Here is a 26,331-nt window from a genome sequence, read left to right on the forward strand (position 1 = left end):
GGCCTTTGCATTCGCTCGGTGCTGGTTATTCTTCCAGGGTACGAATATCCCATAGGCCCTGTGCCCCAGGGCGGCACGACCATGACTCTCGCGACCACCGATACCGCAAGCCTGCCGCGCACGGACGATTCCGTGGCCGAGGGCTTGCTGGCGCAGGCCATGGATGCGCATCGCCGGATGGAGTATGCGCAGGCCGAAGCGGCTTACCGCGCCGTGCTGCAGGATGAGCCTCTCAACCCCGATGCCAACCACAATCTGGGGGTGCTGCTGGCCATACAGCTGCTGCGGCCCCTGGAGGCCTTGCCGTATTTCGAGGCAGCGCTGAATGTAGATGCCACCAGCACACAGTTCTGGTTCAGCTATATCGATGGGCTGATCCGCTGCCAGTATTTCGATATGGCGCGGCAGGTCTTGCCTTTGGCGCAAGCCCAGGGCCTGTCGCGTGCGATGTTCAATGCGTTGTCCGAGCGCCTGCCCGTACCGGCGGCAGACGAGGTCGTGAAGCCGCATGTGGCGCTGGAGCCCACCCCGGCAGAGCAAAAAGCCCTGGTGGTCTACTTCCAGCAGAAAAGCTATGTACAGGGTGAGGCTTATGCCCGGGCCTTGGTGGAGCGCTGCCCGGAAAGCGGTTTTGCCTGGAAGGCGCTGGGAGCCATGCTGCAGCCGCAAGGCAAAAAGGAAGAGGCCCTGGAGGTCAAGAAACGGGCTGTGCAACTGCTGCCGAATGATGCCGAGGGTCTTTGCAACCTGGGCCGCGCGCATTTCGAGTTGGGGCAGATTCCCGAGTCCATCGCCGTGTTTCGCGCCACTGTGGCGGTCAAACCAGATTACGCCGAGGCTTTCAACAACCTGGGCCTGGCCTTCAACGCGAACGGCCAGATCCATGATGCGCATGCCTGCTTTGAGCGGGCAATTGCCTTGCAGCCCGACTTTGCCGAGGCCTATAACAACCTGAGCGGCATTTTCAATGCCCACGGACAGGTGGACGAGGCCATAGACGCCCTGCAGCACGCGCTGGCCTCCAAGCCCGACCACCGTGTCGCGTTTGACAACCTGCTGTTCGTCGCCAACTACCATCCGGACAAGAGTGCGGAGGCGATCTACGAGATCTATGCGGACTTCGAGAGGCGCTTTGCAGCGCCACACCGCAGTGAGTGGCAAGCCCACAGCAATCCACCGGCCACAGGTCGGCGCTTGAAGGTCGGCTATGTTTCGCCCGACTTCAAGAACCACGCCTGCACCTTCTTTATGGAGCCCCTGCTGGCCCACCATGATGCCCGCGTGGTCGATGTCTATGCCTATGCGGAGCTTACCCAGGAGGACGGCGCCACCCAGCGCTACAAGGGCTACGTTGAGCACTGGGTTCCCACGCGTGGCATGAGCGATGCGGCCTTGGCGGCGCGTATTCGTGCGGATGGCATTGACATTCTGGTGGACCTGGCCGGCCACACAGCCGGCAACCGCCTGGGTGTGTTCGCCCGCAAACCGGCCCCGGTATCCATGAGCTGGATGGGCTACGGCTACACCACCGGCCTGAAGGCCATCGACTACTACCTCACTGACAAGGCCAGCGCGCCAGAGGGCTGCGAACACCTGTTTTCCGAGCAACCCTGGCGCCTGCCCGGTAGCTACACCGCCTACCGCCCGGCGACCACCACCGGTGAGCCCAGCCCTCTGCCAGCGTTGACACGTGGCTACATCACCCTGGGCACCCTGACCCGGGGCGTGCGCATCAACCACCGCACTATCCGTGTCTGGGCTGCCATACTGCAGCGCTTGCCCACGGCACATATCGTTATTGACAGTAGCTCCTTCAAAGATGCCAGCGTCCAGCAAGCGGCGGTGGATAAATTCACCGCCCATGGCATTGCCGCGGAGCGGTTGCATATCGGATTCAACAGCCCGCCGTGGGACGTGCTGCGCGGCATCGACATCGGGCTGGACTGCTTCCCGCACAACTCGGGTACCACCCTGTTTGAAACCCTGTACATGGGCCTGCCGTTTGTCACCCTGGCGGGCCGCCCCAGCGTGGGCCGCATTGGCAGCGCCATTCTTGAGGGCGTAGGCCACCCGGAATGGATCGCCCGGACGGAAGATGAGTACGTGGACAAAGTGGTGGCCCTGGCGGCGAACCTGCCGACTTTGGCGCATCAGCGTGCCACGCTACGCCAGCAGATGCGGGATAGCCGGCTGATGGACGAAGTGGGCTTTGCGCGGGACGTAGAAGCTGCGTACCAGGCCATGTTCGCCCAATGGGAGGCGGCGCCCAAGACCAGCAAGAAGCAGAGCCGCAAGGCGCTGGGTGCGCATCCCAGCATGGACGACATGAAGCTGCTGACCTCGTTCTTCGAGTCCCGCGACTTCGATGCCGGCGTCAAGGCCGCGCAGACCATGGTGCACAACTACCCGCAGCACGGCTTTGGCTGGAAGGCCCTGGGCGCGCTGTTGCAGGCTTCGGGGCGCGCGGTGGAGGCCCTGGATGCCAAACGCCAGGCCGCCAAGCTGCTGCCGCAGGACGCCGAGGCTGCCTGCAACCTAGGCCATTCGCTACAAGATTTAGAGCATTACTCGCAGGCGGAGATTGCGCTGAAGCGTGCTTTGCAGCTCAAACCAGCCTACGCCGAAGCCTTCAACAATCTGGCCATCACCTACCAAAAGATGGGTCGGCTGGAGGAGTCCGAGGCCAACTTCCGTTCTGCACTGGCGCTGACGCCCGAGCACAAATCGATTTTCGACAACCTGCTGTTCACGCTGAACTACCACGCCGGCCATACGGCCGAGCAGGTGTACGAGAGCTACCAGGACTATGAGCGCCGCTTTGGCGCACCGCAGCGTGCCACCTGGTTACCGCACACCAACAACCGCACGCCCGGGCGCCGCCTCAAGGTGGGCTATGTGTCGCCTGACTTCCGCAACCATTCCTGCACCTTCTTCATGGAGCCGCTGCTGGCCCACCATGACCCTGCGCAGGTGGAGGTGTGGGCCTATGCCGACCTGGGGCGAGAGGACGAAGTCAGCCAGCGCTACCAGAGCTATGTAGACCACTGGGTGCTGACCCGCCATCTGTCGGACCAGGCCCTGGCCGAGCGCATCCGTGCCGATGGCATCGACATCCTGGTCGATCTGGCTGGCCACACCGTGGGCAACCGCCTGGGTGTGTTTGCCCGCAAACCCGCTCCCATCTCCCTGAGTTGGATGGGCTACGGCTACACCACCGGCCTGCGCGCCATCGACTACTACCTGACCGATGCGGCCAGCGTGCCCGTGGGTAGCGAGCATTTGTTCTCCGAGGAGCCCTGGCGTCTGCCGGGCTGCTACGCCGCCTACCGTCCTGGTACCGGCATGGGCGAGGTGAATGCTCTGCCGGCGCTGGAGCGCGGCTACGTTACCCTGGGCACGCTGACCCGGGGCGTGCGCGTCAACCACCGCACTATCCGCGTCTGGGCGCGCATCCTGCAGCGCCTGCCCACGGCCCATATCGTGATCGACAGCCGCTCGTTTGGCGACGGTCCGGTGCAAGAGGCTGCTGTGCAGAAGTTCATCGCCCATGGCATTGACCGCGAGCGCCTGCACATCGGCTACAACAGCCCGCCCTGGGACGTGCTGCGCGGCATCGACATCGGACTAGACTGCTTTCCGCACAACTCCGGCACCACGCTGTTTGAAACCCTGTACATGGGCCTGCCCTACGTCACGTTGGCCGACCGGCCCAGCGTGGGCCGCATCGGCAGCGCCATCCTGCAGGGCCTGGGCCGGCCGGAGTGGATCGCCCAGAGCGAAGATGCGTATGTGGACAAGGTTGTGGCCCTGGCCTCCGACCTGCCGGCCCTGGCCCGCTTGCGTGCCACATTGCGTGCGGAGATGCAGGCCAGCCCCTTGATGGACGAGGCCGGCTTCACCCGTCAGGTCGAGCAGGCCTATGCGCAGATGTTCGCGCGCTGGCTGGCCGATGTGGCGCCGGGCACGGTAGAGGCCACGCCGCCTGTGGAAGCCATGGACGCACTGGTACGCAGCTTCAATGCGGGCCAATGGGAAGAGGGCGCCCAGGCTGCCCGCGCCCTGGTGGTCCGCTATCCAAGACATGGCTACAGCTGGAAGCTGCTGGGTTCTTTGCTGCAAAAACAGGAGCGACTGGAAGAGGCGCTGCAGGCCAAACGGCGTGCCGTCCAACTGTTGCCGGACGACACCGAGGCCTTGTTCAACCTGGCGCGGACCTACGAGCAGCAAGGGCTGATGGAGCAGGCGGAGCACTACTACCGCCAGGTCATCGCCTTGCAGCCGGACGACGCCGAAGCCCAGCACAACCTGGGCAACACTCTGTGCGGCCAGGGGCGCCGGGTCGAGGCGATACCTTGCTACCGCGAGGCCCTGCGCCTGAAGCCAGACTTCGTTTCCGCCCACCAGATTTTGGGCACCTTGCTGCAGGACGCCGGCAATTTTGTCGAGGCCGAGTCGGTCTGGCGCAGCCTGTTGCGCTGGACACCGGACGACGTGCAGATATCGCTGCACCTGAGCCGCGCGTTGCAGCGCCAGGGCAGGGGCGCCGAGGCCGAGGCCTGCATACGTGGTGCCGTGAAGGTCAAAGAGGGCGACTACGAAAGCTATTTCCACCGTGGCAACTTCCTGGGCGAGCTGGGCTTGCAAAGCCAGGCCGAGGCCGATTACCGCAGTGCCCTGGAGATCAAGCCCGATGCAGTGGCGGTGCTGTGCAACCTGGGCGCCAGCCTCAAGGAGCAGCGGCGCCTGACCGAGTCGGAGGAATACCTGGCCAAGGGCATCGCGCTGGACCCGGGCTTCATGCCGACCTGGTCCAACTACGCCGTCACGCTGCTCATGCAGGGGCGTTTGGCGGAATCCATCACCAGCTTTTACCGTGCCCTGGAGCTGTGCGACTACGCCGCCCCGGTGTATTCCAGCATGTTGTTCGCGCTGAACTACGACGCCGACAAGAGTGCCGAGGCCATCTACGAGGTCTATGCGGACTTCGAGCGACGGTATGGTGCACCGCACCGCAGTGAGTGGCCTGCCCACAGCAACCCACCGGCGGCCGGCCGTCGCCTGAAGGTCGGCTACGTCTCGCCCGACTTCAAGAACCACGCCTGCACCTTCTTCATGGAGCCCCTGCTGGCACACCACGACCCCAGCGTGGTGGACGTGTACGCCTACGCCGAACTCACCCAGGAAGACGGTGCCACCCAGCGCTACAAGCGCTATGTAGAGCACTGGGTGCCCACCAGAGGCATGAGCGATGCAGCCTTGGCTGCGCGTATCCGTGCCGACGGCATCGACATTCTGGTGGAGCTGGCTGGCCATACCGCAGGCAACCGTCTGGGGGTATTTGCCCGCAAACCGGCTCCTGTCTCCATGAGCTGGATGGGCTACGGCTACACCACCGGCCTGAAAGCCATCGACTACTACCTGACCGACAAGGCCAGCGCGCCAGAAGGCTGCGAACACCTGTTTTCTGAGCAACCCTGGCGCCTGCCCGGCAGCTACACCGCCTACCGCCCGGCCACCACCACCGGCGAGCCCAGCCCTCTGCCTGCGCTGACTCGCGGCTACATCACCCTGGGCACCCTGACTCGGGGCGTACGTATCAACCACCGCACCATCCGTGTCTGGTCCGCCATCTTGCAGCGCTTGCCTACGGCCCATATCGTCATCGACAGCAGCTCCTTTACCGACGCCAGCGTCCAGCAGGCGGCGGTCGACAAATTCACCGCCCACGGCATAGAGCCAGAGCGCCTGCACATTGGCTACCACAGCCCTCCGTGGGACGTGCTGCGTGGCATCGACATCGGGCTAGACTGTTTTCCGCACAACTCGGGTACGACGCTGTTCGAGACCCTGTACATGGGATTACCGTTTGTGACCCTGGCGGGCCGCCCCAGCGTGGGCCGCATCGGCAGCGCTATTCTTGAGGGCGTAGGCCACCCGGAATGGATTGCCCAGAGCGAAGACGAGTACGTGGACAAAGTGGTGGCCCTGGCGGCAGACCTGCCGGCTTTGGCGCACCAGCGTGCCACGCTACGCCAGCAGATGCGGGATAGCCGGCTGATGGACGAGGTGGGCTTTGCGCGCAACGTGGAGCAGGCCTATGCTCAGATGTTCCAGCGCTGGGAGAGGAGAGACATATGAAAGCAGTGATATTGGCCGGCGGCCTGGGTACCCGGATTTCCGAGGAAACCCACCTCCGTCCCAAGCCCATGATCGAGATCGGTGGCAAGCCCATCCTCTGGCACATCCTGAAGATGTATTCCGCCCACGGCGTGAACGACTTCGTGATCTGCTGTGGCTACAAGGGCTACATCATCAAGGAATACTTCGCCAACTACTTTCTGCATATGTCCGATGTGACCTTCGACATGGCGCAGAACCGCATGGAAGTGCACCACAAGCACGCCGAGCCCTGGAAGGTCACTCTGGTGGACACGGGCGACGACTCCATGACCGGCGGCCGCCTCAAGCGCGTGGCCGACTACGTGAAAAACGAGCCCGCCTTCTGCTTCACCTATGGCGACGGCGTGTCTGACGTGGACATCAGCGCCAGTATTGCCTTCCACCAGCAGCACGGCAAGCTGGCTACGGTCACCGCTGTGCAGCCCCCGGGCCGCTACGGCGCGCTGCGCATGGAGGGCGACGTGGTGCAGGGTTTCACCGAAAAACCGCGCGGCGACGGGGGGCTGATCAACGGCGGCTTCTTCGTGCTCTCGCCCCTGGTGCTGGACCGCATCGCCGGCGACAGTACCAGCTGGGAGGCCGAGCCGCTGGCGGGGCTGGCCCAGGAAGGCCAGTTGCGCGCCTACGAGCACACAGGCTTCTGGCAGCCCATGGATACGCTGCGTGAAAAGAATCTGCTGGAGGAGCTTTGGTCCTCTGGTAAAGCCCCTTGGAAGCGTTGGTAATGGCGGTCTGGCAAGGCACCCCGGTATTCCTCACAGGTCACACCGGTTTCAAGGGCGGCTGGTTGACCCTGGCCTTGCACGCCATGGGCGCCAAGGTCCATGGCTATGCGCTGGACCCGAATACCAGGCCCAGCCTGTTCGAGGTGGCGCGCGTGGCCGATGTCTTGGTCAGCGACACCCGGGCCGACCTGGCTGATCGGGTGGCGCTGCAGGCGGCCCTGGCCGCGGCCCAGCCCACGGTGGTGTTTCACCTGGCGGCCCAGCCCCTGGTGCGCGCCAGCTATGCCGACCCCTTGGGCACTTTTGCTACCAATGTGATGGGCACGGCCCATCTGCTGGAGGCCGTGCGCCAGGTACCCAGCGTGCGCGCCGTGGTGGTGGTGACCACCGACAAGGTCTACGACAACCGCGAATGGGTCTACCCCTACCGCGAAGCCGATGCCTTGGGCGGCCACGACCCCTACAGCGCCAGCAAGGGCGCGGCCGAGATCGTTGCCGCTAGCTACCGCGCCAGCTTTTTCCATGGCGCCGATGCGGCGCAGATCGCCACGGCGCGCGCGGGCAATGTGATCGGCGGCGGCGACTGGGCGGCGGACCGCCTGGTGCCCGACTGCCTGCAGGCCTTTGCCGCCGGCCAGCCGGTGCAGCTGCGCTATCCCGGCGCGGTGCGCCCCTGGCAGCATGTGCTGGAGCCCTTGTCTGGTTACGTCCGCTTGGCCGAGCATCTGCTGGCCCGCGCGCCGCAGGCCGCCAGCGCCTGGAATTTCGGCCCCGACGCGCGTGGCGACGCCAGTGTGGGCCAGTTGGCCCAACGTCTGGCCAGCCTGTGGGGGCAGGGCGCCCGCGTGGATATGCCCGACGGCGGCGACCATCCCCACGAGGCAGGCCTGCTGCGCCTGGACATCACCCGCGCCCGCGCCCAGCTGGACTGGCAGCCGCGCTGGAGCCTGGACCAGGCGCTGGAGCACACCGTGGCCTGGCACCGCGCCTGGCGCGCCGGTGAAGACATGGCCCAGCTCTGCCGTGGCCAGATGGAGGCCTATGGCCCGCTGTAATTTTTTTGCTCTGCTATTGATAGCTGCTTGCGCAGGTATTTCCTGCGCCGGAGGCACTTTTTATTCAAAGAAAGTGGCGCAACCATGAGCCGCTTTGAATTGCAGCCCACCCCGCTGGTCGGCCTGTGGGTGGTGCAGCGCCAGCGCCTGGGCGACGCCCGGGGCTTTCTGTCGCGCCTGTTCTGTGCCGACGAGCTGGCCGCGGCCGGCTGGGTTGGCCCCATTGCCCAGATCAACCACACCCAGACTGCCGAGCCCGGCACCGTGCGCGGCCTGCACTTCCAGCACCCGCCGCATGCCGAGATGAAGCTGGTCAGCTGCATACGCGGCGCTGTGTGGGACGTGGCGGTGGACCTGCGGCCCGATTCGCCCACCTATCTGCGCTGGCATGCCGAGCCCCTGTCGGCCGACAACCAGCGCGCACTGCTGATACCGCCCGGCTTTGCCCACGGCTTCCAGGCGCTGGAGGCCGATGTGGAAATGCTGTACTGCCATTCCCAGGCCTACGCGCCGCAAAGTGAAGCCGGCTTGCACCCGCAGGACCCGCGCCTGGGCATTGCCTGGCCGTTGCCTGTGCGCGGCCTGTCTGCCCGCGACGCCAGCCACCCTGCGCTGGGCGATGATTTTGAAGGAGTCCGTTTGTGAAATGCCGCCACTGTGGGGCCTTGCTGAGCCTGCCTTTTCTGGACCTGGGCAGCGCCCCGCCCAGCAACGCCTACCTGACCGACACCACGCTGAACGCGCCCGAGGTCTGGTACCCCCTGCGCGTGCTGGTTTGCCAGCACTGCTGGCTGGTGCAAACCGAGGACCACGCCGGGCGCGAGGCCCTGTTCACCGCCGACTACGCCTACTTCAGCAGCATCTCCAGCTCCTGGCTGGCCCATGCCCAGGCCTATGTGGCCGAGATGCAGCAGCGCTTCGCATTCGGCGCGCAGAGCCGGGTGGTCGAGGTGGCCTCCAACGACGGCTATCTGCTGCAGTATGTGCAGGCCGCCGGCGTGCCCTGCTACGGCATCGAGCCCACGGCCAGCACGGCGGCCGCCGCCAAGGCCAAGGGCATTGCGGTGGTGGAGCGCTTCTTTGGCGTGGCACTGGCGCAGGAGCTGGTGGCCCAGGGCCAGCAGGCCGACCTGACCGCCGCCAACAATGTGCTGGCCCATGTGCCCGACATCAACGACTTCGTGGCCGGCTTCGCCCTGCTGCTCAAGCCCCAGGGCGTGGCGACCTTCGAGTTCCCACACGTGCAGCAGATGGTGCAGCAGTGCCAGTTCGACACGGCCTACCACGAGCACTATTCCTATTTGTCGCTCACCGCCGTGCAGCGCATCTTTGCCGCCAACGGCCTGCAGGTGTTCGACGTGCAAGAGCTGCCCACCCATGGCGGCAGCCTGCGCGTGTTCGCCCAGCGCACGGACACTGGCACCCAGCCACTTACGCCCGCCGTGCAGCAGGTGCTGCTGGGCGAGGAAGCGGCCGGCATGCGCACCCCTGATTTCTATAGCCAATTTGGCGCCCAGAGCAGGCGGATAGCGCGTGAGCTGCTCTCATTTTTGGTGAGCGGCGCACATGCGGGCCACAGTGTTGCCGCCTACGGTGCGGCGGCCAAGGGCAATACCCTGCTGAACTTTGCCGGCGTGCGCCCGCACCTGCTGCCCTATGTGGTGGACCGGGCGCCCGCCAAGCAGGGCAAGTACATGCCGGGCAGCCGCATCCCCATCGTGGACGAAGCCTATTTGCGCACCCAGCAGCCGCGCTATGTGCTCATCCTGCCGTGGAACCTGCAGGCCGAGGTGATGGAGCAGCTGGCCTATATCCGCGACTGGGGTGGCCGCTTCGTTACCGCCGTGCCGGGGCTGGTCGTGTGGCCGTGAAGGTACTGCTCACCGGCGCCAGTGGCTACCTGGGCCGCTATGTGCTGGCCCACCTGCGCGCGCAAGGCTGGGAGGTGGCCGTGCTGGGGCGCAGCCTGCCAGCCGGGTTTGAAGATGTACCTCTGGTGCACTGCGATCTGCTGGACGGCGCGAACCTGGCCGAAGCCGTGCAGGCCGTCGGTGCCAGCCATTTGATGCACCTGGCCTGGACCACCGAATACGGCAAGTACTGGACATCTCCGCTCAACTTCCGCTGGGCCGACGCCACGCTGCGCCTGCTGCAGGCCTTTTGCGATGCCGGCGGCCAGCATGTGGCAATAGCCGGCAGCTGCGCCGAATACGACTGGGCCGCAGGCTATCTGCGCGAAGACGTGTCGCCTTACGCCCCCGCCACCCTGTACGGCGTGGCCAAGGACGCCACCCGGCGCATGGCTGCTGCCCTGTGCGCGGGCCGAGGCGTGTCCATGGCCTGGGGCCATATATTTTTCCCGTTCGGGCCGGGCGAGGCGCCTCAGCGCATGCTGCCTTCGCTGGTGCGGGTTTTCCGTGGTGAAGCCCCACCGTTTGGTGTGAACGTGGCGGCCTACCGGGGCATGCTGCCGGTGCCGGATGCGGCTGCAGCCCTGGCCACGGTCTTGCTGCAGGGCTGCAACGGCAACTTCAATATCTGCTCCGGCGAGCCCAACCGCATTGGCGATGTGGTGACCATCCTGGCACGCCTGTGCGGCGCCGACCCAGCCCCCGTGCTGGCCCTGGCCACGGCCCGCCCCGGCGACCCGCCCATGCTGGTGGGCGACAGCACCCGCCTGCGCGCCACCGGCTGGCGGCCCCAACTGACGCTGGAGCAAGGCCTGGCTGCCATGGTGGTGCCTGTGCCTACAACGACCAAGGTGACGCCATGACCGACAAAAACCATCTCACCGGCATGTTCTGGGGCGCCGCCAACAAGCCCGAGTTTCTGCGCGGCATCCAGCACAGTGTGAATAACCTGGACGTGCAGGTGGGCATCTACACCGGCGACAACCTGTTCACCTTCAACCGGAACCTGAGTTTTCTGGACGATGAGGCCTTCATGCGTTCCGTCGAGAAGAACGTCCATGAAGACGTGGAGCGGGCCATCCTGTGGCGCACCTCCATCCTGCTGTGGGGCGTGCGCAACGGCCTGAAGCTGGAGGGCGACTTCGTGGAGGGTGGTTGTTACAAAGGTACCAGCGTGCGCGTGGTCTGCGATACGGTGGACTTCGCCCGCTGCGACAAGCGCTACTACCTGTACGACCTGTTCGAACATGCCCCTGGCATGGCCCATCACGCCATGCCCGACCACGGCAACCAGCTCTACCAGGCGGTGGTAGACCGGTTTGCCGACATGCACAACGTGGTGGTCACCCAGGGCGCAGTGCCCGAGGTGCTGCACCAGGTGGCGCCCGAGAAAATTGCCTTCATGCACCTGGACATGAACAACGCGGCGGCCGAGGTGGGTGCGCTGGAGGTTCTGTTCGACCGCATGGTGCCCGGCGCCCTGCTGGTGCTGGACGACTACGGCTGGGCCGTCTACCGCGACCAGAAGCTGGCCGAAGACGCCTGGCTGGCCCAGCGCGGCTACCAGGTGATGGAGCTGCCCACCGGCCAGGGCCTGGTCATCAAACGCTAATTACATACGCCCATTCAAGAAACTAGGAGCACGACATGACCCCAGAACAACAATTTGCCGCCGAACGCCAGGAGCGCCTGGCCGCCTATGCCCAGGACACGGCCTTCAAAGACCTGTCGCGCCAGTGGCTGCAAGCTTCGATGGACAAGAAATATGTCTATAACTTCGACTGGCTGGGCCGACCCATCATCCAGTACCCGCAGGACATGGTGGGCATACAGGAGCTGGTGTGGCAGGTGCGTCCGGACCTGATCATCGAGACCGGTATCGCCCATGGCGGCTCGCTGGTGCTGAGCGCCTCCCTGCTGGCGATGCTGGACATGTGCGACGCCATCGAGAGCGGCAGTACCATCGACCCGCGCAAGTCTGCGCGCAAGGTGATTGGTATCGACATCGACATCCGCCCGCACAACCGTGCCGCCATCGAGGCCCACCCCATGGCCAGCCGCATCCAGATGGTGCAGGGCTCGTCCGTCGCGCCCGACGTGGTGGCCCAGGTGCATGCCGCTGCCCAGGGTTACAAGAAAGTGCTGGTGTTTCTGGATTCCATGCACACCCATGACCATGTGCTGGGCGAGCTCGACGCCTATGCGCCCCTGGTCACGCCGGGTAGCTACTGCGTGGTGTTCGACACCTTTGTGGAAGACATGCCGCCCAACTTCTTCCTGAACCGCCCCTGGGATGTGGGTAACAACCCCAAGACCGCCAGCCGCCAGTGGCTGAAAAGCCACCCCGAATTCGCCGTGGATAGCGCGTCCGAGTCGCGCCTGATGGTGACCGTGGCCCCCGAAGGCTTCCTGAAGCGTATCGCTTGAGGTTTTGTTGATGCTTCTGTTTTGATAGCTGTTGGCGCAGGTATTACCTGCGTCAACAGCATATTTCCCCATATATCTGCATGGAGAGGTCTTGGCGCTGCATGTGCCAGGGCCTTTTTTTGAATTTGAAACAATACGATCGTAATGTTAGAATTCAGCCATGGCAGAAGCTCACCACCGCAAAAAAGACCCGGACGCCGTACGCGCCAAGCTGTTGAACGCCACGGCCGAGTTGCTTGCAGCTGGCCAGGCCCTGTCCATCGGGGCGGTGGCCGAGCATGTCGGCGTGAGCAAGGGGGCTGTACAGCACCACTTTGGCACCCGCGAGCAACTGCTGGCGGCCATGGCGGATACCTTTCTCACAGCGTTCGATGTCGAGCTTGCGGGGCAGGTGGGCGTGGGGCCGGGCGCCGCTGCCCAGGCCTATGTGCGAGCGGCGGTGAGTGGCGGGGCTGACCCGGACGATCTGGCCCACTGGCGGGCGGTGCTGGTGGCGTCGGTGGTCGAGCGGTCGGTGGCGGCCCGCTGGGCGGACTGGGTTGCTGCTGATCGCCAGAAGGACCCGACCCCGGGCATCAACGAAACCATCATGCGCTTGGCAGCAGACGGCCTGTGGCTGTCTGATTTGCTGGGTATTTACAAATTGTCGCCGTCCGACCGCAGTGCAATCCAGGCCACGCTATTGGCTTTATCTGATAAGGAGAACCTTCCATGAACGCTTATCTGGCTTTGTCCGCCGCCATCGTGCTGGAGGTGATCTCCACCGCGATGCTCAAGGCATCTGACAGTTTTACCAAGCTGTGGCCCACGTTGGGTGCCCTGGTGGGTTTCGCCGCGGCTTTTTACTGCCTGACGGTGGTGCTGCGCACGGTTCCCACGGGCGTGGCTTATGCAATATGGTCCGGCGTGGGCATCGTGCTGACGGCCGTGGTGTCGTGGGTGGTGTTCAAACAGCGCCTGGATGCGCCAGCGCTGGGCGGCATGGCACTGATCATTGCCGGTGTGGTGGTCATGAACGTGTTCTCGAAATCCGCTGCGCATTGAGTCGGGGTTTGCTGCGCCCATGAAAAAAGGCCCCGAGGGGCCTTTTTTCATGCGGCTTACGCTGCTTATTGCTGCAGCAGGGTCAGCACGCCTTGCGGCAGCTTGTTGGCCTGGGCCACCATGGCGGTGCCGGCCTGCTGCAGGATCTGGGTGCGCGACAGGTTGGCGGTTTCCACCGCGAAGTCGGCGTCCACGATGCGGCCCTTGGCTGCGGCCAGGTTTTCCACCTGGATGCTGATGTTGCTCACCGCGCTCTCAAATCGGCTTTGCAAGGCGCCCAGGCCCGCCCGGGCCGAGTTGACCTGGTTGATGGCCGTGTCGATCTTCTTCAGTGCCACCCAGGCGTCGCGCTGGCTGGTGATGCTCAGCGTGTCGATGCCCAGGGCGTCGGTCGTGGTGTCGGTTGCGCTGATGTTGGAGCCCATCGAGGTCGCGGCTTCGCCAGTGGTCGCCAGGGAGAAGCCCGACAGCGTGACAGCTGCCGGATCGCCGTTGCTGTCCAGTTTGGACGACATCAGGTCGATGCGATAGGTCTGGTCGTCGTTTTGTGAAAGATAGGCGGTGACGCCGGTGTCGGAGGATTTACGGTTGATTGCCTCAATCACTTGGCCCATGCGCTCCGAGCCAGAGCTCGCGACTGCAATCGCACCCAGGTCCACGGCTGCCGTGGCACCAGCAATGGAGATGGTTAGGGTGTTGGATGGAATCGAGGTCAACGTGCTCACCGCGCTGGCATCCACCGCGCTTGCCGACTGGTCGTAGGCGTAGGCGATATCGGCCAAGCCCTTGGCTGTCGAGTTGGTCAGGGCACCCAAGGAGGCGACGTCGCCGGAATTTGCTCCAACTTGGAATACCGCGCCGGCAAATGAGCCGTCCAGAATTTTGGTACCGTTGAATGTGGTTTGTTTGGAGATGCGGTCGATTTCATCGGTCAGTTGGGTGACTTCGGCCTGCAAGGCCTTGCGGTCATCGGCACTGTTGGTGGCGTTACCGGCCTGCACGGCCAGTTCACGCATACGTTGTAGCATGTCGCCGACCTTGCCCAAGGCGCCTTCAGCCGTTTGCGCCAGCGAAATACCGTCGTTGGCATTGCGCGAGCCGACCGATAGGCCTCGTATCTGGGTGGCCATGCGCTCGGAGATCGCCAGGCCGGCAGCATCGTCCTTGGCGCTGTTGACGCGCAAACCCGAAGACAGGCGCTGCATGGAGGTAGCCAGCCCCATGGCATTGTTTGCCAGGTTGCGCTGGGCGTTGAGCGAATTGATGTTCGTGTTGATCGTGGCAGCCATTGCGAAGCTCCTTGAGAGATGAAAGTTGGCTAAAGCCGGTTCGGGTCAGCTCAGCTGGCCAACGACCATGAGCGGTAACTCAATTGTGTTTATTCGAGTCCGTGGCAGTCCTTGGATAAGCGGCAGAAATCACCGGCTATTTACATGTCCAGCCCTAAAGTTTTGCGATGGACACCCGAAAACATACTCAACGGGCCTTTTCAATGGTTCGTCATTGAACTCAACCTTTCAGGAGCTTTGAAATGTCCACAACTATCAACACGAACATCAATTCGCTGAATGCTCAGCGCAATCTGATGTCGTCCGCCGGCTCGTTGGCCACGTCTATGCAGCGCCTGTCTTCGGGTTTGCGCGTCAACAGCGCCAAGGACGATGCTGCCGGCCTGGCTATTGCCGAGCGCTTCAACAGCCAGATCAAGGGCCTGACGGTGGGTTCGCGTAACGCCAATGACGGTATTTCGCTGGCGCAAACGGCTGAAGGCGCCTTGGGCAAGGTCGGCGACATGCTGCAACGTATGCGCGAACTGGCCGTGCAGGCCGGTAACGCCACCAACAGTGCCGATGACCGCAAGGCCTTGCAGGCCGAAGTTTCCCAGCTGACGGACGAAGTGGACCGTATTGCCAAGCAAACCACCTTCAACGGCAAGAAATTGCTGGACGGCTCGTTTGCTGGTGCGGCTTTCCAAGTGGGTGCCAATGCTGGTGACACGATTACCGTGGGTAAGTTGACCAATTCGGCTGCCAATGGCCTGTCGCAGGTAGCGTACGGATTTGACTCGTCCGCCAGTGCCGTGGCGGCCAGCTCGGTGAGCACGCTGACTTCTATCAATAGCGGTACTTTGAGCATTTCTACCGCCAGTGCTACGGTGGCCGTGGATCTGGGTGTGATCGCCGCAGCCAGCTCCGGCGCAGAACGTATGGGTCAAGTGGTGGAGGCAATCAACCGTAAGACTTCGGATACGGGTGTGACGGCTTATCTGTCGCAGAACGATGATCAGACCTATCGTATCGATCTGATGTCGTCCAAGTTGACCACGGGTGGTGATGCGGAAGCTGTGACCTTGACCGGTTTCACGCTGGCAACCACTGGCGAGGCGGCTACATCGATTGCAAGTCAGTTGAGCGCCACCAGCACCAGCACGGATGCACTTGGTATTGATACCTTGACGATTGATACGCAGCGCAATGCCTGGGTGGCTGTGAAGAAGTTGGACTCCGCCATCAACCAGGTCAACAGTGCACGGGCCCAGTTGGGCGCTTTGCAAAGCCGGTTTGACAGTGCTACCGGCAACATCGCGATCAACGTGGAAAACCTTTCTGCATCTCGCGGCCGGATTGTGGACGCTGACTTCGCGGTGGAAACCGCCAACCTGTCGCGTACGCAGATTCTGCAGCAGGCAGGTACCGCGATGGTGGCGCAAGCCAACAAGTTGCCACAAAGCGTGTTGTCTCTGCTGCAATAAGGCTGACAGCACCGTGAATAGGTGCTAAAACGAAAAGGCGGATAAAGGCACCCCCTTTATCCGCCGTTTTGCGTTCCGAAATGCAGGTACAAATATGCCTGTTCGTTTCGTCGTAGCAAGCATCCGTCCTGGAGGTCATCATGGGCATTACATCAACTGGCATCGGCAGTGGTTTGGACGTTGAGTCCATCATCACCAAACTGGTGGCGTTGGAAAAGCAGCCCCTGACGACGCTGCAACTCAAGGCGGCGGTGATTCAGACTCAGATATCTGACTATTCGCAGGTTAAATCCCTCGTCTCCACCCTGTCGGATGCAGCTGCCAAGATCACACTGGACAGCGGTTGGAATAGCATCAAGGTGAGCTCTTCCAATAGCGCGGTAACTGCCTCTGTAACAGGTTTTGCCAGTGCCACCAGTTTCAGCGTAGGGGTATCCCAATTGGCGAAGGCCCAGTCCACCGCATCGACTGCCGTCACGGCGGGGGCGGCCTTTGGTGGTTCGGGTACGCTCACCCTGCAACTGGGAACTTGGCAGTCTGACAATTCTTTTGCTGCGGGCTCTGCATCAAGCGTGGCGGTTGCCGTCACCGCAACAGATACCATGGCTCAGATTGCGACCAAGATCAATAACTCTGGTGCGGGCCTGATTGCCACAGTTCTTACGGATGCTACGGGTGATCGATTGATGTTGCGCTCGTCCGCGACCGGTGAGGCGTCAGGCTTTCGTGTGCTGGCGGCAGATGACGATGGCACTAATACGGATAGTTCCGGTTTGTCCAAGCTGGGCTTTGATTTGTCTGCGACTACCGCCTATGGCATGACCGCAAATACCTATCAATCGGCCCAGAACGCCAAGGCGACGATCAACGGCATTTCAGTCAGTTCAGCCACAAATTCCTTTACCGGTGTGATTGCGGGTATGACGATCACCGCGTCAGCTGTGACAACGTCCGATGCGGAGGTGTCTAGTGCGGTGGACAAATCAGCGTTGACCACCAATATCCAGGCATTTGTGGATGCCTACAACGCGGTTAACAAGTACCTCGCTGATGCCACCGCATATGACGACACGACCAAGAAGGCGGGGGATTTGCAGGGTGACTCCACTGCCGTGGGTTTGCGTAATACCTTGCGCTCCATCATGGGCAGTGGCGCGGTGGCTGGCACATACTCCCACTTGTCTGAAATTGGCATTTCTCTGGGCCAGGACGGAAACTTTACGGTGGATGCGACGAAACTGGGAACGGCTTTGGATACGCCGGACAGCGTTAAGTCCTTGTTCGCTCAGAGCAATACGGATACATCCACCAACGGTATTGCCCGCAAGGTAAAGGCCTTTGCCACGGATTTACTCTCCTTTGACGGAGGGTTGAACAATAAGTCGGATGCTTTGGCAGCGTCAGTCAAGCGCAACACAACAGAGCAGGACAAAGTGACGGCGCGTGCGGCATCGGTGGAGAAGCGTCTGCGGGAAACTTACACCGCCCTGGATACCAAGATGGCAGGCTTGACGGCGTTGAATTCGTACATCACGCAGCAGGTCGATATTTGGAATGGCAGTAGCAAGTAAGTGGCGCTGTATTGCTTGGATCAGACGGTACTTTTTTTAACAATTTGACTTGAGTTTTTTTGTGCTGTGTCGATAACTAATACAACAAGCCCAACGGACACTATCACCATGTTTACTCCAGTCAGCGCGCGCGCAGCTTCTGCATATAAGCGAGTTGGTGCACAAACCAGCATTGAAGGCGCAAGCCCGCACCAAGTGATTTGCCTGTTGTTTGAAGCCCTGCTGCGCTCTTTGAACAGTGCACGCGGTGCCCTGGCCCGAGGCGATATCGAGACGAAGGGGGAGGCGATTGGCAAAGCTGTTCGCATCCTGGAAGAAGGGCTGAAGTCTGGCCTGGATATGGAAGCTGGAGGTGAGTTGGCCGTGAATTTGAACGGTGTATATAACTACAGTATTTTGCGACTGACCACTGCCAACCTCAAGAACGATGTTTCGTTGGTTGAGGAGGTGACCCAATTGATCGTGCCGGTGTTTGATGCCTGGAAAAGCATCAATGTGCCCTCGGTTGGCAACGTTTGAATTTAGACCTATTGCTGGATTTACACCATGTCGCAACTCTTGATTGACTATTACAAAGCCATCGAAGACAGCAGCCATAAGATGCTGCAGGCTGCCCAGGTTGAAGATTGGGACGAAGTGGTGCGTTATGAAGGCGCGTGTGCGGTGCTGATTGAGCAGTTGCGCCACCAGTCCTATGCCGAACAGCTAACCCCGGAAGACAAAACGGAAAAGGCCCGCATCATGCAACGTATCTTGCGTAATGACGCTGAAATCCGTTACCTGACCGAGCCTTGGATTCAACAATTTGAGCATCTGCTGGAGCGTCGGCCCCAGGTGGTTCACTGAAGAGGGGGAGGGGCACGGCGCCTGGCGCGTCCATGGACCCCGGTTGTGCAGGTGCTAGACCTGCATATTCATGATGTCGCTGTACGCTTGCACCATGCGGTTGCGTACATGCAGAGTCGCCTGAAAGCCAATTTGCGCTTTCTGGATCGCGACCATGGTTTCTTCCAGGCTTACATTGGGGTTCTCCATCTGAACCTCCTGCTGTAGCTGGGTTGCCGTATTTTGTGCATTGCTTACATCTTTCAGCGCGCCTTTGAGGGCGGTTGAAAAACCAGCGCTTTCCGCGCCGCCCACAGTCGGGGTGTTGGTGCGGATGGTTGATCCCGTGCGGGGGATCGGGGTGCTCGAAATGGGTGACAAGCGGAGATCCATAGCGATTTCTCCAGGGTAATGGTCCTATGCAGTGATCGTAGCCAGGCGGGCGCGGTAGCATTGGGCGAAATGGTGGCCAAAACACGGGCTTATCACGCTGCTGTTTTGGGGGGCTTGGCAGAATAATCACCCCAGTTCGTGGAGCAAGCTCGCGCCATACCGATCCGGAAAGCATGATGTCTGCAGTCGCTGAAATTCCCGTTAGCTCTTCGCCATTTGCTGAAAGATTGGCCAAGCTCGATCGCACCCAGCGTTTGCGTCTGGGGGCTGGATTGGCATTGCTGGTCTTGGTGGTTATTGCCGGGATTCTCATGAGCGGGCGGCAAGAGTACCGTGTTTTGTATACAAATCTGGCGGACAAAGATGGCGGTGCCATCGTGGCTCAATTGACCCAGATGAATGTGCCGTACAAGTACACGGAGGGCGGCGGCGCCATTCTGGTGCCGGCGGATCGTGTGCATGACACGCGCTTGCGCCTGGCTTCCTTGGGTTTGCCCAAAGCTTCGGTCTCCGGTTTTGAGATCATGGAAGCCAATCGGTTCGGTATGACGCAATTCCAGGAGCGGCTGGCCTTTCAGCGTGGCTTGGAGGGGGAATTGACGCGTTCTATCCAGGCCTTATCGTCGGTGTCCAGTGCCCGAGTACACCTGGCGCTACCCAATCAGAACGGGTTTTTCAGAGAGCAGCAAAAGCCATCCGCTTCCATCTTGGTGAGTCTGAATCCAGGCCAGACGCTGGACAGGACTCAGTTGGCGGGCATCGTGCATTTGGTGGCGTCCAGCGTGCCAGAAATGCAACCCAGTGCGGTCAGCGTGCTGGATGACACAGGCAAGCTGCTATCGCAGTCGCCTGACGGTGCGGCTGGTGCGGATGCAGAGCAGCTGCAATATGTGCAAAGAATTGAGCAGCAATACAGCCGCCGCATTCTGGATATGTTGGAGCCGATTGTCGGGCGGCAGAACGTCAAAGCGCAGGTGACTGCCGAGGTGGATTTTTCGCAAGTGGAATCCACGGCGGAAATGCACAAACCCAATTTGTCGCCGGATACTAGCGCGGTACGCAGTCAGCAAGTGGTTGAATCCGGTGCTGGTGCGGGCGCTGGAAATCCGGCAACGGGTATCCCGGGGGCGACGACCAACCAGCCGCCGGCTTCCTCGACGGCTCCCATCAACGGTGCGTCTTCGCCATTGACGGTGGCCGGTGGCGGTACTGCAGGTGCCAATATAACGCCAGCCAAACGCGAGTCGGTGACCAATTACGAGGTTGACAAGACCGTGCGGGTGGTGCGCGGGGGCTCTGGCTCTATCAAGCGGCTGAGTGCAGCGGTGGTGGTGAACCATATGGTGTCAGAGGACGACAAGGGCAAACCGATTTCCAAGGCATTGAGTGACCAGCAGATCGAGCAGATGACAGCCCTGGTGCGCGAGTCGATTGGTTTCAATAAGGACCGTGGTGACTCGGTAAATCTGATGAATGCGCCTTTCATGGTTGAAAGTGCCGTGGTGGATGACACCCCTCTGTGGAAGCAACCGCAGACATTGGAGGTGGCGCGCAGCCTGGCATGGCCTATTGGCACGGTGATTTTGGCGGCGCTGGTGCTTTTTGGCTTGATCCGGCCTGGTATGAAGACCATGATGGCACCCAAGGTGGAGCCTTTGGCTGTGGGTGCAGTGGGGCCGGATGGTTTGCCAGTTCTGGCTGGTCCAGGTGGACAGTTGGATGCAATGGTGGCGGATGATCCTCAACGCCCCATGTTGATGGGGCCAGGCGGGGTGCCCATGCTTGGGCCGACGGACCATCAAGTGCGGCTGGAGGATGCACGGCAGTTGGCTAGAACCAACTCCACTGCGGTTGCAAATATTGTCCGGGGGTGGATTAATGGGGAATCCAGCTCTTGAGCGCCATTTACTGAAAGACCACCATGGATGAACAAGGTCTCACCGATGCAGCTATTTTCCTGATGTCTTTGGGTGAAGAAGAGGCTGCGGAGGTTTTTAAGCATTTTTCCCCCAAGGAGGTTCAAAAGCTGGGGGAAACGATTGCCAAATCCAAGGCGGTAACGCGCGACAAGGTGGATGAGGTTCTTCTGCGTTTCACCAATGCGGCAGCTGCTCAAAGCTTGTTGGTGACCGATACTGGAGACTACGTCAAGGCCGTGCTGCGGCGAGCCTTGGGTGATGACAAGGCGTCTCTGTTGATTGACCGCATTTTGCTGGGTGGCGACGTATCCGGCATTGAAAGCCTGAAGTGGATGGACCCGCTGTCCGTGGCTGAGTTGTTGCGCAACGAGCACCCTCAAATTGTGGCGGCCATCCTGGTGCACCTGGATTACGAGCAGTCGGCCGCCATCTTGAAGCAACTGACCGAGCGGCAGCGCAACGAGGTACTGCTGCGGGTGGCTACTTTGGAGGGTATTCAGCCCACGGCGCTGAAGGACCTGAACGAGGTGCTGTTCAAGGTCCTGGCGGGCGGCGACAAAATTCGAAAGACATCCCTCGGCGGTGTCAAAACGGCAGCGGAAATCATCAACTTGCTGGGTGCCAACATTGAAGGTACGGTCATTGAGTCGATCAAGGGTTTTGACTCGGATCTGGCGCAGAAGATTGTGGACAAGATGTTCGTCTTTGACGACGTCATCAAACTCGACAACAAGTCCATCCAGTTGGTGCTGAAGGAAGTGGCATCCGAGACTTTGATCGTGGCATTGAAGGGGGCATCCCCCGAGTTGAAGGAAAAAATCCTGGCCAATATGTCGACTCGTGCGGCCGAAACCATGCGTGAGGATCTCGAGTCTCGTGGCCCCATGAGGCTGTCCGAGGTCGAGGCCCAGCAGAAGGATGTGCTCAAAATTGTGCGTCGTCTGGTGGACGAAGGTCAGGTTGTAATCGGATCGGGTGGCGATGACAGCTTTGTCTAAAAGCCGCTCCCATTCGCGCTTTATTCCCAGCGAGGAAATCGGCGCGGTTGCGGAATGGCAATTTGGTTCGGTAGGTGATCCTGTTCTGGTGATCGAGCAGTTGCCGGAGCCTGTACAAGCTGAGCCGGAGGAGCCAGAACAGGTTCGTCTTGACCGTGCCTGGGCCGAGGGCCATGACGCTGGGTTGGCCCAAGGCCATGCGGAGGCTACCCTCGAAGGTAACCAAAGACTGGATGATTTTGTGCAGAGCCAAGGTGTGGAAACCGCGCAGAAGCTGGCTGAGTTGTTCTCAGCCATGCAGGAGCGGCTCGCGCAGGTGGAGCAAGATATTGCCCGCCAGGTTCTGGATCTCGCTTGCAGCTTGGCACGGCAGGTGGTGCGTCGGGAGCTGAGTGTGGACCCTGTTGCATTGATTCCGGTGGTGCGTGAGGCCTTGGACATGCTGGTTATGGATGGCAAGAAGGCGGTGGTCAAGCTTCATCCCCAAGACTGGGTGGTGCTGGAGGCTCCTATGAAAGAGGCGCTTCCCTTGCCTGCGGTCACTTGGCTGACTGATCCATCTGTGGAGCGCGGCGGGTGCTTGGTGGAGTCTGGCGGCATGGTGATTGATGGCACTTTGTCGAAGCGCTGGGAGAGAGCCGTTGCCCAATTGGGTTTGGCATCTGCCTGGGTGGAGTCGGATGATGCCGCGTGAAGATGCGCTCGTCTGGAGCCGTTTCATGGACGATGCATTGCAGCGCGTCCAGGCCGGGACTATGTTGGAGGCGCGGGGCACGCTGACTCGATTGGCCGGTTTGGTACTGGAGGCTGTAGGTATTCGTGTTCCGGTGGGTTCGCAGTGCAATGTTGTGATGGATGGTGCGGCCCCGGTGTTGGTGGAGGTGGTGGGGTTTTCCAATGATCGGGCTTATTTGATGCCTGCGGGCGATGTGCACGGCTTGTGCAGTGGTGCGAGCGTGGTACCGGCTCCGCCTTATGTTTCTGTTCCCCGCTTGGGCGATACGTCGCGTGACGTGGTTGCCGCCGCGGCTGGTGTGCTTCGGTTGCCGCTAGGAGACGGTTTGTTGGGTCGCGTGGTCGATGCGCAGGGCGTGCCGTTGGATCACGCCGGGCCTATTCTGGATGTCGTTGCTGAACCGTTGGACCGCCAGCCTATCAATGCCATGGACCGAGATCCTGTGCGGGAACCGTTGGACACGGGTGTGCGTGCCATCAATGGCATGCTGACAGTGGGGCGCGGTCAACGTATCGGCTTGTTTGCAGGTTCTGGTGTAGGTAAGAGCGTTTTGCTGGGCATGATGGCGCGCTACACCAAGGCGGATGTGATTGTGGTGGGGCTGATTGGCGAGCGGGGTCGTGAAGTCAAGGAGTTCGTCGAGGACATCCTGGGGCCAGAAGGTCGAGCGCGCTCGGTGGTCGTCGCGGCACCTGCAGATGCGCCCCCCTTGCTGCGTCTGCAAGGGGCTGCTTATGCGACGGCAGTGGCGGAGCATTTTCGAGACAAAGGGCAGCATGTTTTGCTGCTGATGGATTCCTTGACCCGGTTCGCGATGGCCCAGCGGGAGATTGCCCTGGCGATCGGTGAGCCGCCTGCGACCAAGGGCTATCCACCTTCTTGTTTTGCAAAATTGCCACAGTTGGTCGAGCGCAGCGGGAATGGGCTCAATGGCGTGGGGTCGATTACCGCGTTCTATACCGTATTGTCAGAAGGTGATGACCAGCAGGACCCGATCGCCGATGCTGCCCGTGCCATTCTGGATGGGCATATTGTGCTGTCGCGATCGTTGGCCGAGGCCGGGCACTTCCCAGCGATTGACATAGAGCAGTCTGCTTCTCGCGTCATGCATAACGTGGTAACACCAGAGCACTTTGAGTTGGCAAGACGCTTCCGTATCATTAATTCACGTTACCAGAAGGGGCGGGATCTTCTGCAAATTGGTGCTTACGCCATGGGGTCGGATCCTGGTTTGGATGAGGCCATCCGTTTGAATGAGGGTATGACGGAATTCTTGCAGCAAGGCATGTATGTCTCCAGTACGCTGGAGCAAAGCGTACTGGGCATGGATCGCGCCATTGCGCGTCAGGCGGGCGCTAGATGACGTTGCTAAAGACCTTGGCGGTGGCGGTGAGCGTTGCCAGTAGTAAGCGTGATGCTGCAAGCCAGGCGGTGGGGCATGCGCAGCAGCGCTATATTGCGGCCCGCGATCAGCTGCATCAGCTGGAAAGCTACGCCAAAGAGACGGAAGACCGCTGGATGGTGCAGGCGCAAACTTGTGCTGTACCTGAGTTGATGCGCCACCACTACCAGTTCATGGAGCGACTGGAACAGGCCATGCAGATGCAGCGGGGCATGCTGGCTGAGGAAGCTCGGCGTGTTGATGCCGTAAAAAAGCAGTTGGCTGAAGCTGAAATACGTTTGGCGACACTGAAGCAGATATGCCGTAAAAAGCAGCAAGAGGTGGATCGTGCTCAGAGTCGTCGTGAGCAAAAGCAAACGGATGAGTTTGCCGCGCAGCGTTTTGGAAAATCGATGGATCAACAGTTTGGTGAGGTGACTTCATGAGCATTGAAAGTGTTTCAGCAATTCCGGTGCCCAGGGTTGCCGAGGCTGTGCCCAGCGCGGCAAAATCCACGATGCCTGAGAAGGAATCCAAAGGGTTCTCTGAGGTCATGAATGGGCTGGATGCTAGGCCCGATGAGGTGTCGTCGGATCACGCATCGCAGACCGAGGACTCAAAAGATGCGGACGCGGTCGGTGACAAAAAGGCCGCCAAGAAGTTGCCTGGCAAAAAGACTGTGGCAGACGGCGCCACCCCGGACGCGGCTATGGCGATGGCGGGCTTCATTCCACCGGCAGTGCCGCCCGCCAATGCGGCCCCTGCCGATGCGGCGGTAACGCAAGATGGCTTGGGTGCGGAGTCGGTTGCATTGGTTGCGAATCCGGGGGCTGGTGTGGCTACGGCTGCAGCAGATATGCGTTCGCAGGCTTCGGCCGCAGATGCGCGGGCCAACTCCGTAGGTATGGCTAACTATGCGTCGGTGTTCGAGCAGATCCAGAGTCGCATGACCAAGAAGGACTCTTCGGCTTTCGAATTGGCGCAGTCGGACACCGAGCTTGGCTTAAAAGGAGGCGCGAAACCCATGCTGGGCACTGCGGCGGATGCACGTGCAGACCGTTTGAGCAGTCTGGGTGGCGGTGCTTTCATGTTGCCTGTTGTTGAGCCTTCTGCAATGCAAGTTGTTACGGAGACTACCGAGGCACTTAAGCTTGCCTCGGTGGACACGAAGGTCGGCGAAGCGGGCAAGTCCTCCGAGGGTGGGCATGCTCTGCAGCATTTCACGCCGACCGTGCAGTTTGAGAGCGCGTCAAAATCCGTGGATTTGTCCCAGGCGAGTCCAGAGAGGGCTGTGGCGGACCAAGTCAGCTATTGGATTTCGCAAGGGGTGCAAAATGCTGAGTTGACGTTCAACGGGGGGGATTCTCAGCCTGTCGAGGTCCACATATCTTTGTCTGGCAACGAGGCTCACGTTGCCTTTCGTTCGGACCAGGCTGAAACCCGCGAGTTTTTGACTGGCGCGTCGGGGCACCTGAAGGATTTGTTGCAGAGCGAGGGAATGGTGCTTTCGGGTATGTCGGTCGGTTCATCCGGCGCGGAAAACGCAGGCGCCCGAGAGCGTAGAGCACCGTCAGAAACCGTGCAAAGCAATACCCGCCAGGCACGTGAAGAGGTTGTAACCCGACCTGTGGCCCTGCCCCGGGGTTCAGGGCGTGCTGTTGATTTGTTTGTATAGCGCAGGCTGATGGGCCGGTAGCCACACGATTGCAGCTGTTTTTCAGCGCTTATCTGGCTATCGCATCTTTCGTGTGGCTCAATAATGGGTCATACGATTGAACTGGTGTTGAGGGTCAATCGCTGTTGACCCTATCTGGAAGGAATTACTGTGTCTGCACCTGCTGCCGCTGATGCAACTGCGCCCAAGCCCAAGGGTAAAAAAATGATCGTCATTATTGTGGCGGTTGTGCTTATCTTGGTTTTGGCGGGTGGCGGTTGGTTTTTCTTTTTGCGCCACTCTGCGACTGCGGAAGATGGTGAGGAGGCTGCGCCGGCTGCGCACGCTGAGGCTAAGCATGGGACGCCACCCGTATTTCTTCCCATGGACAATATGGTTGTGAATTTAGCCGATCCAGGTGGTGAGAAATTTGCCCAGATTGGTGTCACCATCGGCGTGGATGATCAGCATGTGTCGGATGCTGTGAAAGCTTATTTGCCAAGTATACGTAGTGCAATTTTGCTACTTATTTCGCAGCGCACATCGGAAGAGTTGTTGAGCAAGGAAGGTAAAGAGAAGCTTGCGCACGACATATTGCGCGAAGTTTCTACCCCACTTGGTTATGAGGTCGAAGACGTGGATACGGAAGAGGCCGCAGCTGATGCCCCAAAGAAGAAGGCCACCAAAAAGAAGCGCGCTGCAGCGGCCAATCCCATCCAGAGCATTTTGTTTTCAAGTTTTATCATCCAATGATGGTTGAC

23 protein-coding genes are annotated in these 26,331 nt (G+C 60.9%); 21 read left to right on the plus strand and 2 right to left on the minus strand.

From position 1 onward, the window contains the following. Window positions 1-81: 81 nt before the first annotated feature. The 10 genes from AC07R0_RS17195 (at window position 82) to AC07R0_RS17240 (ending at window position 13,341) form a co-directional block, all read left to right on the plus strand. Window positions 82-6,138, plus strand: a complete 6,057-nt coding sequence (locus tag AC07R0_RS17195) for a tetratricopeptide repeat protein (protein ID WP_495105747.1) — start codon at window positions 82-84, stop codon at window positions 6,136-6,138. Then, window positions 6,135-6,905: a glucose-1-phosphate cytidylyltransferase gene (rfbF, locus tag AC07R0_RS17200; RefSeq protein WP_495105748.1), complete on the plus strand. Its 771-nt coding sequence runs from the start codon at window positions 6,135-6,137 to the stop codon at window positions 6,903-6,905. The genes AC07R0_RS17195 and rfbF overlap by 4 nt, the downstream gene beginning before the upstream one ends. Further along, window positions 6,905-7,960, plus strand: coding sequence for a CDP-glucose 4,6-dehydratase (gene rfbG, locus AC07R0_RS17205; RefSeq protein ID WP_495105749.1), 1,056 nt, complete (start codon window positions 6,905-6,907; stop codon window positions 7,958-7,960). Before rfbF ends, rfbG begins: the two co-directional genes overlap by 1 nt. An 84-nt stretch (window positions 7,961-8,044) precedes the next feature. Further along, window positions 8,045-8,605: a dTDP-4-dehydrorhamnose 3,5-epimerase family protein gene (locus tag AC07R0_RS17210; RefSeq protein ID WP_495105750.1), complete on the plus strand. Its 561-nt coding sequence runs from the start codon at window positions 8,045-8,047 to the stop codon at window positions 8,603-8,605. Further along, window positions 8,602-9,831 carry a methyltransferase domain-containing protein gene (locus AC07R0_RS17215; RefSeq protein WP_495105751.1) on the plus strand — a complete coding sequence of 410 codons (1,230 nt, stop codon included), beginning with the start codon at window positions 8,602-8,604 and terminating at the stop codon, window positions 9,829-9,831. Before AC07R0_RS17210 ends, AC07R0_RS17215 begins: the two co-directional genes overlap by 4 nt. Continuing rightward, on the plus strand, window positions 9,828-10,733 hold the full coding sequence (locus AC07R0_RS17220; protein WP_495105752.1) for an NAD-dependent epimerase/dehydratase family protein: 906 nt from the start codon (window positions 9,828-9,830) through the stop codon (window positions 10,731-10,733). The genes AC07R0_RS17215 and AC07R0_RS17220 overlap by 4 nt, the downstream gene beginning before the upstream one ends. Next, window positions 10,730-11,482, plus strand: coding sequence for a class I SAM-dependent methyltransferase (locus tag AC07R0_RS17225; RefSeq protein ID WP_495105753.1), 753 nt, complete (start codon window positions 10,730-10,732; stop codon window positions 11,480-11,482). The genes AC07R0_RS17220 and AC07R0_RS17225 overlap by 4 nt, the downstream gene beginning before the upstream one ends. Window positions 11,483-11,517: 35 nt before the next feature. Continuing rightward, window positions 11,518-12,297, plus strand: a complete 780-nt coding sequence (locus AC07R0_RS17230) for a cephalosporin hydroxylase family protein (protein WP_495098480.1) — start codon at window positions 11,518-11,520, stop codon at window positions 12,295-12,297. Window positions 12,298-12,457: 160 nt separating this feature from the next. Next, window positions 12,458-13,012 (plus strand): TetR/AcrR family transcriptional regulator, encoded by a 555-nt coding sequence (locus AC07R0_RS17235; protein ID WP_495105754.1) that lies wholly within the window; start codon window positions 12,458-12,460, stop codon window positions 13,010-13,012. Continuing rightward, window positions 13,009-13,341 (plus strand): SMR family transporter, encoded by a 333-nt coding sequence (locus tag AC07R0_RS17240; RefSeq protein ID WP_495105755.1) that lies wholly within the window; start codon window positions 13,009-13,011, stop codon window positions 13,339-13,341. Before AC07R0_RS17235 ends, AC07R0_RS17240 begins: the two co-directional genes overlap by 4 nt. Before the next feature lie 65 nt (window positions 13,342-13,406). Here the strand turns inward: AC07R0_RS17240 and AC07R0_RS17245 are convergent, their stop codons facing one another. Next, window positions 13,407-14,630, minus strand: a complete 1,224-nt coding sequence (locus tag AC07R0_RS17245) for a flagellin N-terminal helical domain-containing protein (RefSeq protein WP_495098477.1) — start codon at window positions 14,628-14,630, stop codon at window positions 13,407-13,409. Window positions 14,631-14,872: 242 nt separating this feature from the next. Between AC07R0_RS17245 and AC07R0_RS17250 the strand changes: the two genes are divergently transcribed. The 4 genes from AC07R0_RS17250 (at window position 14,873) to AC07R0_RS17265 (ending at window position 18,510) form a co-directional block, all read left to right on the plus strand. Continuing rightward, window positions 14,873-16,093 carry a flagellin N-terminal helical domain-containing protein gene (locus tag AC07R0_RS17250; RefSeq protein WP_495098476.1) on the plus strand — a complete coding sequence of 407 codons (1,221 nt, stop codon included), beginning with the start codon at window positions 14,873-14,875 and terminating at the stop codon, window positions 16,091-16,093. Between the two features lie 140 nt (window positions 16,094-16,233). Further along, window positions 16,234-17,664: a flagellar filament capping protein FliD gene (fliD, locus tag AC07R0_RS17255; RefSeq protein ID WP_495105756.1), complete on the plus strand. Its 1,431-nt coding sequence runs from the start codon at window positions 16,234-16,236 to the stop codon at window positions 17,662-17,664. A gap of 108 nt (window positions 17,665-17,772) precedes the next feature. Further along, complete coding sequence (fliS, locus tag AC07R0_RS17260) at window positions 17,773-18,183, plus strand: flagellar export chaperone FliS (RefSeq protein ID WP_495105757.1); 411 nt, start codon at window positions 17,773-17,775, stop codon at window positions 18,181-18,183. 27 nt (window positions 18,184-18,210) lie between these two features. Continuing rightward, window positions 18,211-18,510, plus strand: coding sequence for a flagellar protein FliT (locus tag AC07R0_RS17265; RefSeq protein WP_490591192.1), 300 nt, complete (start codon window positions 18,211-18,213; stop codon window positions 18,508-18,510). Window positions 18,511-18,564: 54 nt separating this feature from the next. On the opposite strand, the gene fliE is transcribed toward AC07R0_RS17265, so the two are convergent. Next, on the minus strand, window positions 18,565-18,882 hold the full coding sequence (gene fliE, locus AC07R0_RS17270; protein WP_495098473.1) for a flagellar hook-basal body complex protein FliE: 318 nt from the start codon (window positions 18,880-18,882) through the stop codon (window positions 18,565-18,567). 176 nt (window positions 18,883-19,058) lie between these two features. Here fliE and fliF point away from each other — a divergent pair, with 176 nt between their 5' ends. The 7 genes from fliF to AC07R0_RS17305 all read left to right on the plus strand — a co-directional run bounded on the left by fliF (window position 19,059) and on the right by AC07R0_RS17305 (window position 26,323). Continuing rightward, on the plus strand, window positions 19,059-20,780 hold the full coding sequence (gene fliF, locus AC07R0_RS17275) for a flagellar basal-body MS-ring/collar protein FliF (protein ID WP_495105758.1): 1,722 nt from the start codon (window positions 19,059-19,061) through the stop codon (window positions 20,778-20,780). 23 nt (window positions 20,781-20,803) lie between these two features. Then, window positions 20,804-21,799 (plus strand): flagellar motor switch protein FliG, encoded by a 996-nt coding sequence (gene fliG / locus AC07R0_RS17280; protein ID WP_495098471.1) that lies wholly within the window; start codon window positions 20,804-20,806, stop codon window positions 21,797-21,799. Beyond that, window positions 21,783-22,493 (plus strand): FliH/SctL family protein, encoded by a 711-nt coding sequence (locus AC07R0_RS17285; protein ID WP_495105759.1) that lies wholly within the window; start codon window positions 21,783-21,785, stop codon window positions 22,491-22,493. Before fliG ends, AC07R0_RS17285 begins: the two co-directional genes overlap by 17 nt. Next, window positions 22,483-23,898 (plus strand): flagellar protein export ATPase FliI, encoded by a 1,416-nt coding sequence (gene fliI / locus AC07R0_RS17290; protein WP_495105760.1) that lies wholly within the window; start codon window positions 22,483-22,485, stop codon window positions 23,896-23,898. The genes AC07R0_RS17285 and fliI overlap by 11 nt, the downstream gene beginning before the upstream one ends. Then, window positions 23,895-24,362 (plus strand): flagellar export protein FliJ, encoded by a 468-nt coding sequence (gene fliJ, locus AC07R0_RS17295; RefSeq protein WP_495098468.1) that lies wholly within the window; start codon window positions 23,895-23,897, stop codon window positions 24,360-24,362. Before fliI ends, fliJ begins: the two co-directional genes overlap by 4 nt. Continuing rightward, window positions 24,359-25,591: a flagellar hook-length control protein FliK gene (locus tag AC07R0_RS17300; protein ID WP_495105761.1), complete on the plus strand. Its 1,233-nt coding sequence runs from the start codon at window positions 24,359-24,361 to the stop codon at window positions 25,589-25,591. The genes fliJ and AC07R0_RS17300 overlap by 4 nt, the downstream gene beginning before the upstream one ends. A 150-nt stretch (window positions 25,592-25,741) precedes the next feature. Next, on the plus strand, window positions 25,742-26,323 hold the full coding sequence (locus tag AC07R0_RS17305) for a flagellar basal body-associated FliL family protein (RefSeq protein ID WP_495105762.1): 582 nt from the start codon (window positions 25,742-25,744) through the stop codon (window positions 26,321-26,323). Window positions 26,324-26,331: the final 8 nt, after the last annotated feature.

The sequence above is a fragment of the Rhodoferax sp. GW821-FHT07F03 genome (assembly GCF_059418745.1).